Genomic DNA, 15,324 nt, shown 5'->3' with positions numbered 1-15,324 from the left:
CCTTCGCCACACGCGGTGCAATACATAGTTATGTCGTTTTCCCCCAAGAGGCTGCTAGCATCGGACAAATCTCGTATCCCGATCCGGCCCCCTCAGGTAGCCCATGCTCGAGAACACAGCACTGCCACGGAAAGCACCGCTGAACCCGCCACTCGATACCCGCTATCCAGTGGAAACCCCGGAGGGCATCGACCTGCCGTTGCGCCCGGCCGGTCTGTTGGTGCGCAGCCTCGCCTTCGGCATCGACCTGGGCATTCGCGGCGCCATCCTCGGCGTGCTGTTCCTGGTGCTGGCGTTTCTTGGCCAGCTCGGCATGGGCCTGGGTTCGTTGTTGCTGTTTGCCGTCAGCTGGTGGTACATGGTGCTGTTCGAAGTGCTGCGTCAGGGCCGTTCGCCAGGCAAGCAATGGATGGGCCTGCGAGTGATCCACGACAACGGCACACCGGTCGGCTGGTCGGCGTCACTGCTGCGCAACCTGCTGCGCTTTGTCGATCTGCTGCCCTTCGGTTACGCCTTTGGCGCCATCAGTTGCCTGCAACATCCCACCTTCAAACGCCTGGGCGACATCGCCGCCGGCACTCTGGTGGTCTACAGCGAACCCGCCCTGCTTCGCCCACAATTACCCGACGTCCAGCCGCGCCGCTCGCCCGTACCGCTCAACCTCAGTGAACAACGGGCCCTGCTCGCCTTCGCCGAACGCCAGGCCGAACTGTCGCCGGCGCGGGTCAATGAGCTGGCCGCCCTGCTCGCCCAGCCGCTGCACATCCCGGCGCCCAAAGCGGTCAGCGAGCTCAATGGCATCGCACGCGGCTTGCTGGGTCCGACATGAAGCAAAGTCTTTTCGAAGCTCGCCACAAGGCCGAATGGGTGCGTTTCACGCTGGCTCTGGAACGCCTCGAACGTGGCAAGGACACTTCGCAGGTGGCCGGATTCCCCAAGGCTTATCGACGCCTCTGCCAGCATCTGGCATTGGCGCAGGAGCGCGGCTACAGCAGTTTTCTGATCGACTCGCTGCAACAACTGGTGTTGCGCGGCCACCAGCAGCTGTATCGGCACCGCAGTCGCTTCGCCGCCAACCTGCTCGGTTTCATCCTCGCTGACTTCCCCCGGCTGGTGCGCGCCGAATGGCCGTTCGTGCTGGCCGCTGGCCTGGTGTTTTTCGGCAGCCTGATCGGCTTCGCCTTGCTGGTGTATGCCTTTCCCGAACTGATCTACAACCTGATCCCCGCCGAACAGGTGCGCGAGATGCAGAGCATGTACGACCCGGTGGCCGGGCATCTCGGGCGCTCGGCCGAGCGGGCGGCCAGTGAGGACTGGGTGATGTTCGGCTATTACGTGATGAACAACATCGGTATCGCCTTCCAGACCTTCGCTAGCGGTTTGCTGCTGGGCGTGGGCAGCGCATTTTTCCTGTTCTACAACGGGCTGGTCATCGGTGCGGTGGCCGGGCACCTGACCGAAATCGGTTTTGGCCAGACGTTCTGGTCATTCGTGATCGGCCACGGCGCCTTCGAGCTGACGGCCATTGCCCTGGCGGGGGCGGCGGGGCTGAAACTGGGCTGGAGCGTGATTGCGCCCGGGCGGCTGACGCGCGGCGAAGCGCTGGTGGAGGCCGCGCGCAAAAGCGTGCTGCTGGTGTGCGGGGTCATGCTGTTCCTGTTGATCGCGGCGTTCATCGAAGCGTACTGGTCGTCGAAGACCGGGGTCACGCCGCAGATCAAATACGCGGTCGGTGCTGCGCTGTGGATCGCCGTCGCGGCTTATCTGCTGCTCGCCGGAAAGACACGCCATGCGCCTGAGTGATGCCACCGTGGCGATCCGCCCGCGCAGCAGCTGGGAAGCCATGGACCTGGGCGTGCTCATGAGCCAGCAGCATCGACGCCTGTTGATGACCAGTTGGGCCATCGTCACCCTGCCGCTGTTCGCCGTGCTGACCTTGCTGCTGTGGGATTCGCCGTCGCTGGCGGTATTGATTTTCTGGTGGCTGAAACCGGCGTACGAGCGCCTGCCGCTGTACATCCTGTCCAAGGCCCTGTTCGGCGAAACGCCCACGCTGAAACAGGCCCTGCGCGAATTTCCGCGGCTGTTGAAACCACAGCTGCTGGCCAGCCTGACCTGGCGCCGCCTGAGCCTGAGTCGCAGCTTCCTGCTGCCGGTGGTGCAACTCGAAGGCCTCGACGGCACGGCGCGTCAGCAGCGCTTGCAGGTGTTGCTGCAACGCAATGCCGGCGCCGCGCAATGGCTGACGATCATCGGCATGCACCTAGAGACCGCGCTGTGGATCGGCCTGATGGTGCTGTTCTACATGCTCCTGCCGCAGCAGATCGAAACCGACTGGGACTGGCAATCGCTGATCCTCGACAGCGATCACCACTGGCGTTGGCTGGAGCACCTGACCAACGCTTTCTACGCGCTGGTACTGGTGCTCTGGGAACCGGTGTATGTCGCCTGCGGTTTCAGTCTGTATCTGAACCGACGCACTGTACTGGAGGCGTGGGACATCGAACTGGTATTCCGCCGTTTGCGCCAGCGCCTGAGCGGCAGCGCTCTGGGCCTGCTGTTGGCCGTTTGTCTATGGTTGCCGACAGTGCCGCCGGCGTGGGCGGATGCGCCGGCCAACGCCCCGGAGGCACCTCGCCTGCTGAATCAACCGCTGACCAGTCTGGCTGCGCACGACAGTATCAAGGCGCTGCTCGAGCAACCACCGTTCAAGAACAAGGAAAGCGTGACCCGCTATCGCTTGGGTGACGACCCGGCAGCCCCGGCCGAGAGCAAACCCGGCGAGGCCCCGCAATGGCTGAAAACCCTGCTCGGCTGGCTCGACGGTCAACGCTTCAATGCTTTGGCGGTCTTGATCGAAGTGCTGCTGTGGGGCGCGTTGCTCGCGGCTATCGGCTGGCTGATCTGGCGCTACCGCGAATTCCTGCGCACCTTCGTCAGCCGTCGGCCGAAGCCGCCCGCGCGCGTCCGGCCTCCTGCTCCACAGCAAGCATTCGGCCTTGACCTGAACCCGCAATCCCTGCCCGACGACATCGCCGCCAGCGCCGAACAACTCTGGCAAACCCAGCCGCGCGCCGCGCTGGGCCTGCTCTATCGCGGATTGCTCAGCCGTCTGCTGCACGATTTTGCCCTGACCTTGAAACCCGCCGACACCGAGCATCAGGTACTGCTGCGGGTTGAGCAATTGCAGCGCCCTGAACTGCTGGCGTTCAGTCGCAGCCTGACGCTGCACTGGCAGAACATGGCCTATGGGCACCGCGAGCCGGCGGCCCATCTGCGACAAGAACTGTGTGACGGTTGGCGCGCCTTGTTCGACCATGGAGCGCACGCTTGAGCCGGCGCAGCGCGTGGCTGCTTGTCGGGCTGATCGTCGCCCTGCTCGCCGCGTTGAGCGTTTATCTGTACCTCAAGGCCCGGCCCTATCAGGAAGTGATCGATCACGGCCCGTCGCCCCAGGCGCAAGCCAATCCTTATCTGGCGGCAGAAATGTTTTTGCGCGAGCACGGCCTCAACGTCAGCCATGCCGAAACGCTGGCGGTGCTGCCCGATATTGATCCGCGCCGGCATACCCTGCTGTTGTTTGGCGAGCGTTCGCGGATGACACCACGGCAAGTTGATCAAGTGTTGAACTGGGCTCGCGCCGGCGGGCGAATCGTGTTCGTGGCCGAAGCGTTGTGGGACAAGCAGGCCAAACAGAGCGATGACCTGTTGCTGGACCGGGTGCAGTTGCACCAGTCGCTGAGCAAGGATCTCAAGGAACCGCCGGCGGACCTGGCCGATGACCCGTACCCGAACCTGACCAAACTCTACCTCGAAGACGAGGACGCGCCGGCCTACGCCGGTTTCGACACCGCGTTCCATCTGGACGACCCGAAGAATCTCGCCCAGGCCTGGGCCAACAGCGCCAAGGCCACGCACATGATGCAATTACCCTACGGCGTCGGCTCGATCACGGTGGTCACCGATGCCGAACTGTGGAAAACCCCGGCTATCGGCAAGCACGACAACGCCTGGCTGCTCTGGTACCTGAGCGCCGACACCGACGTCACGCTGATTTACAGCACGGCGCACGATGGTCTGCTGACCTTGCTCTGGCGCTACTTCCCGCAAGCCATCGTCGCCCTGCTGGCGCTGATCGTCCTTGGTTTGTGGCACGTTGCTGTGCGCCAGGGGCCACTGCAGGCACCTGCCCCGAGTGGCCGTCGCCAGTTGCAGGAACACTTGCGCACCAGTGCTGATTTCATCCTGCGCCACAACGGTCAGCACACGCTGTTGCAAGCCCTGCAACAGGATGTGCTGCGCCGCGCTCGCCGCCGCCATCCCGGCTTCGACCAGTTGAATGTGGCTGAGCAATGGCTGGTGCTGTCGCGCCTGACCCGACAGCCGACCCGCGCCATCAGCCAAGCCCTGAGCCCGGTGCCGAAACAGCGCATGAGCAGCGCCGATTTCAGTCGCCAGGTGGCCCACCTGCAAACCTTGAGGAACACGCTATGAGTGAACAGATCGAGCCCGGCAGCGCCACTCACGCCGCCCAGCAACGCCAGCGTGCCAGCCAGTTGGCGCAAGCGCTGCGCGGCGAATTGCAGAAGGCCTTGATCGGCCAGAACAGCGTGATCGACGACGTGCTGACCGCATTGATCGCCGGCGGCCACGTGCTGCTCGAAGGCGTCCCCGGACTTGGCAAGACGCTGCTGGTTCGCGCCCTGGCGAAATGCTTCGGCGGCGAGTTCGCGCGCATCCAGTTCACCCCGGACCTGATGCCCAGCGACGTCACCGGCCACGCGGTCTACGACCTGCAAAGCGAACAATTCAAGCTGCGCAAAGGGCCGTTGTTCACCCACCTGCTGCTGGCCGACGAAATCAACCGCGCCCCGGCCAAGACTCAAGCCGCATTGCTCGAAGCCATGCAGGAACGCCAGGTCACCCTCGAAGGCCGGGCGCTGCCGATACCCCAGCCGTTCATGGTGCTCGCCACGCAAAACCCGATCGAACAGGAAGGCACTTATCCGCTGCCGGAAGCCGAGCTCGACCGCTTCATGCTCAAGGTGCGCATGGATTACCCGGAGGCCGAGCAGGAGTTGAACATGGTGCGTCAGGTCAGCCGCTCGACCCGTGCCGACATGCTCGATGTGCAACCGCTGCGCACGGTCTTGCAGGCCAAGGATGTGCAGGCCTTGCAACGCATCGCCAGCGACCTGCCGATTGACGACCAAGTGCTGGATTACGCGGTGCGACTGGCACGCAGCACCCGCTCCTGGCCCGGCCTGACCCTCGGCGCTGGCCCGCGAGCCTCGATTGCGCTGGTGCGATGCGCCCGCGCCCGTGCGTTGCTGCGTGGCGGCGAGTTCGTGATCCCTGATGACATCAAGGGTTGCGCGCTCTCGGTGCTGCGCCATCGGGTGCGAGTAGCGCCAGAGCTGGACATCGAAGGCCTGCAGGTCGATCAGGTGCTGCAGCAGTTGCTCGACCAAGTGCCGGCGCCGCGCTTGTGAGAGTTCAGGAAAGATCAAAAGATCGCAGCCTTCGGCAGCTCCTACACGGAATCACGCTCCCTGTAGGAGCTGCCGCAGGCTGCGATCTTTTCAGCAGACAACCCGGTACAGCGCCATGAAACCTTCGCGCCTGTTATTGATCTGGCTCGCCGCCCTGTGCCTCATCGGTATCCTCACGGGCACCCTGCAAGCCCTCGACATCGACGTGCCCGCCCCGCTGTCGGCGGTCAACTGGGGCTTGCTCCTGGCGCTGCTGGTACTGGCGATCATCGATGCGCTGCGCCTCAGCCACCTGCCGTCGCCGCGTATACAGCGCCAGACGCCCGGCAGCCTGGCGCTCGGACGCTGGAGCGAGGCACGGCTGCAGCTCAGCCATGACTTCAAAGAACCGGTTGCGGTGGATATTTTCGACCATGTGCCACGGGGGCTGAGCTTCGAAAACCTGCCGCTGGCGGTCGAACTGCAACCCGGGCAATACAGCGAGGTCGGCTATCGCCTGCGCCCGCTCAAGCGTGGCCACTTCAGCTTCGAGCATTGCGAAATCAATCTGCCCAGCCCGTTCGGTCTGTGGACAGGCAAACGCCTGCTCGACGTGCGCGGCGAGATCCGCGTCTATCCCGACTTCGCCCGGCTGTACGGCGGCGAACTGCTCGCAGTGGACAATTGGCTCAGCCAGCTCGGCGTACGTCAGCGCCAGCGTCGTGGCCAGGGGATGGAATTTCATCAACTGCGCGAATTTCGCGAGGGCGACAGCCTGCGCCAGATCGACTGGAAAGCCACCGCCCGTCAGCGCACGCCGATTGCCCGCGAGTATCAGGACGAGCGTGATCAACAGCTCATGTTCATGCTCGATTGCGGCCGGCAAATGCGCAGCCAGGATGGTGAGCTGTCGCATTTCGACCATGCGCTGAATGCGTGTCTGCTGCTGAGCCACGTGGCCCTGCGTCAGGGTGATGCCGTGGGGCTGAGCACATTCGCCGTCGCGCAACCGCGTTTTCTCGCGCCGATCAAGGGTGCCAGTCAGCTCAAGGTCCTGCTCAACGCCGTTTATGATCTGGACAGCAGTCAGCGTCCTGCCGACTATTCAACCGCGACCAATCAGCTGTTGGCGCGGCAGAAGCGCCGGGCGCTGATCGTGCTGCTGACCAACCTGCGTGACGAGGACACCGAAGACCTTCTCGCCAGCGTCAAACGTCTGAGCCAGCAGCATCAAGTGCTGGTGGTCAGCCTGCGCGAGGAAACCCTAGATCGCGTGCGCAATGCTCCAGTACAAACGCTGCCCGAAGCACTGGCTTATTGCGGCACGGTGGATTACCTCAATGCCCGGGCCGAGCTGCATGAGCAGTTGAATGCGCAGGCAGTCCAAGTGCTTGATGTACAACCCGCAGAGCTGAGCGCCGCACTGGTTACTGAGTACCTCAACTGGAAGAAGGCCGGTACGCTCTGAGCCCGTCTGCCGTTCCCTCACAAGTTCTCAGTTACGGTAATGAACAGCTCCACGAAGGCCAAAAAGGTTTGGGCGCTCAGTTTTTCCCGACCTGCTCGCGGGAAGATGAATTTGACGTAGGCGATCCCGTCAGCGTCGGACCTCATCGAGGCCAGCGACAAATTCGAATAGAACCACGCAATATTTCTGTTGGCTACAGGCAGCCGTGTCTGCTGGTCTATGATTCTGACTTCGACATGTGCCTCGCTGCCGACAACATTTTGCGGTGAGAGATTAGTGATGCGCGCAAACATGGGAATTTGTGCAGGATCGAATACGTAAAAAGTCCATGTTTTGGAACTTCCAAGACCAACAGTCGCTTCGAGCCTGTTCGGCCCCAACTCGTTCGGGCTCAGTTGCAGTGTCGACTTGCCATCCTCATTTGTGGCGGTGACAGGCAAATCCAGACCAGGCATCCGCCACCGGACTTTAATCCCTTCCAGCGGTTGGCCATCATTCCGGGAAACTACACGCACAACCGCGCTGACTGACTGCCCCAAGTTGATGTCACTGTACAAACTGGTCAACGACTCAATCACCGGCACCAGCCCGCCATACACCAACTGCGCCATATCCCAACCGCCTACTCCACCACTGACCGTGGCAGACAATATGGCATCCTGCTCAGCAGAATAGGTAAAGGTCAAACGCGCAAGCCCCTCCTCATCCGTCACCGACGGCGTCAAGGCACTGCCAGCAAAATCCCAGCGCACCTGCACCCCCGCCAGCGGCAAACCGGTGCGTGCCGACACCACTTTGGCGATGGCTCGCGCGCGTTCCTCATTGGGTGGCAAACGAGAGTCTTCCGGTTCGTACAATTCGCTGATGACGCGCGGTTCTTCAAGCGTATACCGCAGCTCAACCGATTCCCCATGCGCCGTCTCTCCCACCTTCGCCGTCACTACCGCCGGGCCCGGCGTCTGCGGTTTGAAGCGCACAGTGGCAACACCATAAAAGTCGGTCAGACTGGTGGTCGTCCCCAGATCTTCGTTGCGCCAGGTCACCAATACGCCGGCAATACCTTGACCGGAAACGGACGACACCACTTTCACCTGCTCGACCAGTTCCTGCTCCCATTCCAGTACTTGCTGAGCGCTGCTACTGGTAAGAAGCTTCCACACCTGCGCGCCCTCCCCCAACGACATCGCGTTGGCCGGCGACAGGCTGGCGAGGCGCTCGGCTCCAAGGCGCAGCGCGAAGCTGCCGTCCTTCAGGTCGGCGCAACGCAAGGAATAGCGCAGAAAACCGAAGGCTGAAGGCTGGCGTGGCGCGCCGAGTGCGGGTTCGAAACTCAGCCCCAGTTCCACGGGCCCGGTACCGGTCGATCCCAAGGTCAGATCCTGCTCCAGTAACGGGCTGTTGTCCGGGAACAGCACTTCGACGACATGTGAACCGTTGCGTCGCGGAAAGAAGGTGTGACTGCCCCATGGATGTTCATCATGCCCATCGAACCGCACCCGCACATCCTCCCAAGGGTCACGGGCAAGTGCCGTAAAGGACAGGGCACGCTGCTCTTCGTAGCCATCAAAGCGGCTGTGCACGTTAGCCACCACCTCCTGCTGACCCGCCGTAACCGGCAGCAGGCCAAACCCCGACCAGCCGAGGTCATCGCTGGCGACAGTGTCGGAGCCGATTGCGCTCGTCCACTGCACCGCCACCTGCGCGACTGCCTGGTGGGTGAAAGCCGAGACCACCCGGATCCAGCTCCAGGCTTTATCCTTGCCAAGGACGGCATCGACCGCAGACTCACGCCAGTCTTCGATTCGCAACTTGTTGTGGCCGAGCTGCATCGGGTTGGCGGTCATGGACAGGTTCAATGCCGGCAAATAAAGACCCAGCATAAAGGTGCCGGAGACCTTGCTCGCGCTGAAGTCCAGTACCCATCCGACACCGCCGTCTTCGAGTGGCCGGGCAGTATCGAGCGGAGGCTCGACGCTCGCGTCCAGCTCTTCAGCCGGGGTTCCCAGCCACATCAACGTCCCCTGCAGCCCCACCAGAGGGCTCAAGGCATTGGGCAGGTAGCGCAAGCTGTGCGTGGCCCCGATGCAAGGAAACATTCTCTGACTGGCGATGGTCGCAGTCATCTGATCCAGCATCACCGTCAGTTCATCTACAAGCTCCGTAGAGATCAGCCGACCGAACAACTCCCGGGGTGCGGCCAGCACCGGACTGCTCAAGGTCAGGCTGAACAGACTGCTGGTACTCGAGGCGACCTGCGAACTGAACGTCCACTCCAGCCCTTTTGCCTCAAGCTTGCGCGGCTCGCCGATAGACGTGACGGTCAACCCGATTCCCGGCGACTCCCCCCGCCATTGCAGCGTCACCATCTGGTCAAGCAGCACACTGCCGGCCGTGGGTTCGACTTTCAGTGTATGGGGGGCTCCGCGCCAGCACAGCAACCCCAACTCGGCCAGATCGACTGCGACATCGTCGAACAAAATCCTGACCTGATTCTTCCACGGACTGCTGGCCAGCGCCGTCACTGCAAACGTTCGCTCCATCGGCACCGCGTCATCGTGTGCCCGCACGCGAGCGGTCACCAGCAGCTCACCGGCGCGGCTCGGTTGATACAGCACACTGGCCCAGCCGCCGAGCCCCGATCGGGTGACAATCGTGCCTTCGGGCGTCTGCCAGTCCACCCGTGCATTGTTGACCGGCTCGCCGTCGCCGCTGGTGACCACATGCACCACCTGCACCCGCAACAGAACACTTTCGCCTTCGTCCACCACGGGAAACTTATTGGCCTCCTGAACGTCGCCAATGCGCACCAGGTTGCGTGCCAATGACATCTGTTTCCCGTTTGAACGCAGTAGCAACTTCGAGCACGACAGCAGCAGCTGGAAACGCCCGTCAAGCTCGTCCCGGCAGTCCAGTTCCCAGCTCAAGTCAGCGGCGTCGGACGGCACCCATTCCTCCAGCTCGGGACGTACCCGCACACCCAACTGTGCCGCAGAATCGCCTTCCCAGCGCATCGCCAGTTCGGTGCCACGTAACGCCTCAGGCAGCCGCACACTCAGCTGATAAGTCGAACCCCGATTGGGATAACCGGTCTTTTGCGCCCAGGGCGAGGCATCGCCTTCTACCACGGCCAGTACGTCCTTCCATGGATCGGTCGCCAGCACACGAACGTCCAGCTTCGTGGTCTCGACCCCGCTGGCGTAGTAAGGGCTCGCCACCGAGGCCAGAATGACGATGTCGCCTGCTGCAACGGGAAGATAATCGAAATACGCCCAGCCTTCCCGATCGGTCGGTGTCGTGCTCAGAACCCCCCGCTCTTCTGTGGCCCAGGTCACCGTGCGCCCAGCCAGAAACTGACCGGTGTACCAGGACGCCACTCGCACCCCCAGACGCACTGATTGCTCCAACTCCAGCACCGGGAAATACGCGGCCTCCAGCACCTCACCGAACATCAGCCGGTGATGCCCCAGCGAGACCTGCATCGAGTAAGGCTCGGCGGTGAACTGGTTCACCAGTTGCACCGTGAACAAGTAAGGTTCCTGGTCACCGATCAACGGGCATTGAAGGAACCACGGTGAATCGAGTGGTTGATCCACGCCCCAGTCAGGGGTCGCAATAATGGCGCCTTGTGGATTGTCATCGCACACCAACGCAGCTTTGGTGTGCAGCCAGGGACTGTCGGGGGCGAGTATGAACTCAAGTCGGTGCTGCAAGTCCTCCGTTGCGCCCAGACCTAGAAAAACCGACTCGCCAGGCAACAAGTGCTCTGCGTCTACCCTAACCGTGCGCATCTGCGGCAGCGCAAGGTGCAAGTCCAGGCGAATGCGGGTGATCACAACCTGCAGGTGATAGTCCTCGGGATCAGCATTGGCCGGAGCGACGATTGTGAGGCGAATCTTGTCCTGGCGCTGCACCGGCAGATCGAACGGAGCGTTGTAGATCTTCGGTTTGAATTCCAGCGGCTGCCCACTGGCAATCCGGATCTGATCTTCTGCAGAGTTGCGAGGGTCGCCCGGCGGCAGCCGTATTTCTCTCAGCAGGGTGCCATTTTCAGCCGTGATGAGCATTTTTCCCGGGTCGGTGTGCCGCGTTTCATACAGAAAACTCAGCACATACCTGGCGCTGGCACCCGGTTCCAAAGGTAAAGTGAACTGTTGAGAGACAGAGGCACAGTTTCCCGCAGTAAGCACTTTAATCTGCACATCTTCATACACCTCGCCGGTGACTGAAATCTCACGGGGATTGTCGCCCTTTTCCCAGAACTTCAGAGCCTCACGGAAATCCCCATTGAGCACCAGACTGTCATTAGCCTGAATCACCGGTTCAAACATGATGGTCTGCTCCTTGATTATTACGTGACTGGCGGGAAGTCAGCGCCCGGGTGACCAGGTCTTTGACAGCGAGGGTAAACGTCGGCTCACCGGCCTTGGCCGTGTACCGGACGCGCACAATGATGTCGGTAAGCGATTCGAGCATCGACGCTTGCCCCTCGCTTTTGGGCCAGGGAAAGTGCAACTGCCAGCGCGAAACCGCGCCGGTGTTCTCGAACGGGTTGAGCAAGCCCTCGTCCGGTTTACCGGCGTTCATGCCGGTGTCGGCGAGCCCTGCCGATAAACCGATCTGCTGACCACTGCGCAAGTTGAACAGCACCTCGGCCGGCGCCACCTTGCCCGCCGGCTGATGCAGGTACTCGACCGAGCGTGCCGAGGCCTGGGTAGCGGTCATGCTGCCAATCTGCAGCAGCGTCGCCTGTACATCCTGATAAGGTCCGAGCAGTCCGGGCAGATCGATCTCGACCAGGTTGATCTGCCGGCAATACTCGCCGGGGTGATCGCGATCGAATGACAGCTGCGTCAGCTGAAACTCCAGCGTGCCCTTGTCGATCAGCTCTTTTAGTGCCTGGGCCCAGTCGGAAAAACCCGTCTGCGGATCAACCCGGTCATCGAACAACCGTCGAAACGAAACGGTCTTGACCCGCTCCAGACGGCGCTCATGGCTTTGCAGGTACAGGCGATCCATGCGCAGCAGGTATTCGCGCAAATGCTCACCGGCGGTCAATCCGTGACGGTTGTCCAGCCAGACCTGCGGTAACGCTTCCGCGGTTTCGTAATCGCCGGTTTCAGCACTCAACGACGCACGGGCACTCAGGCACAGACTGACCACCGCATCGTAAGCCTGATAGTGCAAGGCCTTGAGCTGACCCAGAAGCCAACCGAACAATTCTGCGTTGGTCGCACGTTTTTTCAGATAGTTGTAGAGCGTCAGAGCCTGACCGTTGGCCCGCCGGGTTTGCTCCAGACTCGTCCTGGCCGCTTCGAGGGCGAATGTTTGCGCGGTGATCTGCTCGGCCAGCGCCGCGACTTCGGCCAATGCCTGATCGCGTTGCAATTCCCACTCTCTGCGGCGCAGGCGGTAGCTTTCGGTGATGGCCTGTTTATCCGCGTCGACCTGCAACAGCATCGCGCCGATTTCCAGACCAAAAACCACGGCATCGGCGATTTTTTCTGGACGATGGCCACCGTTGGCCATGCCGAAAATGCTCGGCAGGGCCCCCACGACCGCGCCTCCGGTCTTGATCGCGTGCGTCCCGGCATTCATCCATTTGACGGCCTGCAGCTTTTCCATGACCTGGTATTCGGCATCGCTGATGTGTTCGTCGTACCAGGCCTTGTATCGATCGGCCCGCTGCCTGGCCATGGCCTGACTCTGCCTCAGGGCCGTGAGCCCCGCTTCAAGCTGGGCAATGGATTGTTCTTGAATCGCGTGGGCGTATTCGCCCAGTTCCTTGAGATGCTCTTGTTGCAGTTCTTCCTGCTCGGCCCGATCGCGCTGTTCCAGCAGGCGCAAAACCTGGCTGCCGTAATCCTGCAAGGTCTGCACGGCGCGCAAGGCCGCCTCGTAGGTGACCCGCCAGCGGAAGGCCCCCACCACCAGACGTCCGCCCATCGGCCGCGGCATGCCAACCCCGCCAGCGGCCAGATCACGCAACAATTGGTCGGGATCGGTGGGCGGGCTGAACAGCGGAACATCCAGTAGCTTGCCATCCAGGGTCAGATTGTTGCGCAGGTTGTTCAGACGCTGGCCCGGCCAGTCGAACAGATCAAGCAACTGTTCGTTGATCGGCAGTTTGAACGGCTCGTTCGCCAGCAGGCCCAACAACGGTGACGCTTCGGCAGCCGGAGGAATGTCTGCCGGAGAAAACTGCAGTTCCTGCTCGAACTGTTCGAGCGTCGGGCGGTTCGTGCTCTGCTTCAACAAGTCATCTACCGTCCGCGCTTGCCAGCGAGTGACCGCCCGGGCAAAGGGCGGTTTGCCCATCAGAAACTCGGCTTGTACGTAACACAGTTTTGCCGCCACCAGCGCATCGCGGGTGAGCTGGCGGTAGTACCAGTCGCCCCACGCGACCAGGTTTCTCACGTATTCGGTGAACACCAGAATCCGATAGTGTCGTGGCGCGGCATAGGCAATCGCATCAGGATCGGTGGGCATCTGCGTTTCGTACCCGGCGTTCCCCTCGCTCGCCAGGGGACGGCAGCGCCAATAACGAGGCTTCTTCGGTTCGACCGACGTTTCAACGGCTTGCGGATCGAACACATAATGCAGCCAGTTCTGCGCCTCCAGATAGCGATCCTCAGCCCGCAAACGGGTCGCCACCAAATGCGGCAGATGAAAAAACAGCTCCCAGAAATACAGACCATTGGCCCCGTCGAACGCCCCGTTCGGCTCAGCGATCGGACCCGCAGCTGGAGGGGGTTCCGTCAGGAACTGGGTGTCCCAGTCCAGTACGGCATCCACGGAAATATTGCTCCGCAGCACCAGCTCCGGGCCGAACAGCGAGTTCAAGCGTGTGCGGGGCAACATGTCGGGCTGTCTGAATCCGATGAACTGCGCGGCATTCAGCGTATTTTTTTCCAGCGTCGGCGGCACGAAACGGGTGATCCCGGTCAGCGAGACTGTAAATTGCCTGCTGCCTTGTTCGGCGTTGCTCAACGAGAACTCGAACAACCCGGTGAATCCTCCTTTCAAGCGCTTGAGGTGCATCCAGTCGGTGGCCCACCCCCCTGCAACCGGTTTTGAAGCCTTGACAGGTGTAGGGTCACCTTCTGCACCATCGCGGAACGCCAGCTCAAACTCGGCAACTTCGCTGGTGATTCCGCCCTTTTCCCGACACAGCCCCCTGACCCAGAGAAAATCCTCTGTGCCCTCCTCCGAAAACACCGCCTGCAGCCCGTAATAATCCGTCAGCGCCCCCGAAGTCTCACTCTTGATCGCGACCACTGGCTGATTCTTCGGTGTCAGCGGATGTTGCAAGGTCAAAATATCGGTGAAGCGATGAGTGGCCAGATGATTGAGCCAAGTGCCGTCGTCTTCGGCCAGCGGACGAAAAAACACATCACGGGTGGCGCGTATGTTCAGACCCGCCGGGCTGGTGAGCAATACACCCAGCCGTCCCTTGGGGTGAATGAGGTCATCGGCCAACGTCATCGCCAGCAACCGGGCACCCGCACCGGTATCACTGTCCTGATCAGCGCTGTACAAGCTCAGGGGTGCAGACCATTCCGCGTTCTGGCTCATGAACGCCAGGTTGATATCCAGCTTGGGGGGCAAATAGCCGTCCTCCCCTTTTTTACCCACCTGGTCGCGCCATTCGGCCCACACCAGACACATGCGTCCCGCCCAGAACAACGGCCGTAAATCCAGAACCCGGCCCCCCACCGGAATGTCGATAGGTTGCCATTCACTCCATGTCGCCGGGTTGACTGGATTACCGGCAGCAGTGAGTTCGATGTCGGCCTTGCGCCAGTAATACTGCAACGGCTGCACCCGCTGACGACCAACGAAATAGTAAGTTGCACGGCTTGGCGAATCGCCATCCAGACAGGCGCTGATAACGTCCAGATTGCAGGTCTGTTCGAATGCCTTGAGATATCCCTGCAACGCACGCCGCACCGAATCGTCGGTCAGACGCGTCTGATTCAAATCATTTTCCAGCGCCTTGAACAGACGTGTCTTGCGTTGCCGCACAAAGGGATTGATGAAGTTTTCCGGATAGACCGCGATCAACGCCAGCGCCGCCCAGTCGGGGTAATTGCTGTACAGCTCCCAGAGCTTCAATTCCGCCGCCGGGAATGCGGTGTCTTGGTAGCCTGGCTCAAGCTTGCGATAAGCCGCATGAATGAATTGCTGCGCGCAACTGGTCGCCTCGGCAACCCATGAACTTTGCACCGGGTAGTTGTCCAGCGGATCCATGCGCAATAACTCGAACAGATCCTGCGGCGTTTTCACGAAAGGGTAATTCTTCCTGGCAGCCTGACCGATGCAGTACTCGACCAATGCTGCGCGGCGTTTTTCCAACAAGGGAGACAATTTGCGTTGGGTCATGGTCTT

At 61.5% G+C, this 15,324-nt stretch carries 8 protein-coding genes; 6 read left to right on the top strand and 2 right to left on the bottom strand.

Features of this window, described 5'->3' with window-relative positions:
• The first annotated feature begins 103 nt into the window (after nucleotides 1-103).
• From B1722_RS06165 to B1722_RS06140, 6 genes are all read left to right on the top strand, one after another.
• Nucleotides 104-829, top strand: coding sequence for an RDD family protein (locus tag B1722_RS06165; protein ID WP_041068506.1), 726 nt, complete (start codon nucleotides 104-106; stop codon nucleotides 827-829).
• Nucleotides 826-1,803, top strand: a complete 978-nt coding sequence (locus tag B1722_RS06160) for a stage II sporulation protein M (RefSeq protein ID WP_086791853.1) — start codon at nucleotides 826-828, stop codon at nucleotides 1,801-1,803. The genes B1722_RS06165 and B1722_RS06160 overlap by 4 nt, the downstream gene beginning before the upstream one ends.
• On the top strand, nucleotides 1,790-3,334 hold the full coding sequence (locus B1722_RS06155; protein ID WP_086791851.1) for a DUF4129 domain-containing protein: 1,545 nt from the start codon (nucleotides 1,790-1,792) through the stop codon (nucleotides 3,332-3,334). The genes B1722_RS06160 and B1722_RS06155 overlap by 14 nt, the downstream gene beginning before the upstream one ends.
• Nucleotides 3,331-4,494 carry a DUF4350 domain-containing protein gene (locus B1722_RS06150; protein WP_041068500.1) on the top strand — a complete coding sequence of 388 codons (1,164 nt, stop codon included), beginning with the start codon at nucleotides 3,331-3,333 and terminating at the stop codon, nucleotides 4,492-4,494. Before B1722_RS06155 ends, B1722_RS06150 begins: the two co-directional genes overlap by 4 nt.
• Nucleotides 4,491-5,492, top strand: coding sequence for a MoxR family ATPase (locus B1722_RS06145; protein WP_041068499.1), 1,002 nt, complete (start codon nucleotides 4,491-4,493; stop codon nucleotides 5,490-5,492). Before B1722_RS06150 ends, B1722_RS06145 begins: the two co-directional genes overlap by 4 nt.
• Before the next feature lie 115 nt (nucleotides 5,493-5,607).
• Nucleotides 5,608-6,939: a DUF58 domain-containing protein gene (locus tag B1722_RS06140; RefSeq protein ID WP_086791849.1), complete on the top strand. Its 1,332-nt coding sequence runs from the start codon at nucleotides 5,608-5,610 to the stop codon at nucleotides 6,937-6,939.
• Between the two features lie 17 nt (nucleotides 6,940-6,956).
• On the opposite strand, the gene B1722_RS06135 is transcribed toward B1722_RS06140, so the two are convergent.
• Together B1722_RS06135 and B1722_RS06130 are read right to left on the bottom strand one after the other, a co-directional pair.
• Nucleotides 6,957-11,267 carry a hypothetical protein gene (locus B1722_RS06135; protein WP_086791847.1) on the bottom strand — a complete coding sequence of 1,437 codons (4,311 nt, stop codon included), beginning with the start codon at nucleotides 11,265-11,267 and terminating at the stop codon, nucleotides 6,957-6,959.
• Complete coding sequence (locus B1722_RS06130) at nucleotides 11,260-15,318, bottom strand: neuraminidase-like domain-containing protein (protein WP_086791844.1); 4,059 nt, start codon at nucleotides 15,316-15,318, stop codon at nucleotides 11,260-11,262. The genes B1722_RS06135 and B1722_RS06130 overlap by 8 nt, the downstream gene beginning before the upstream one ends.
• Nucleotides 15,319-15,324: the final 6 nt, after the last annotated feature.

The organism is Pseudomonas sp. SCPG-7, assembly GCF_002156405.1.
GTDB lineage: Bacteria > Pseudomonadota > Gammaproteobacteria > Pseudomonadales > Pseudomonadaceae > Aquipseudomonas > Aquipseudomonas parakoreensis.
This window is presented reverse-complemented; position numbering and strand designations above follow the sequence as displayed.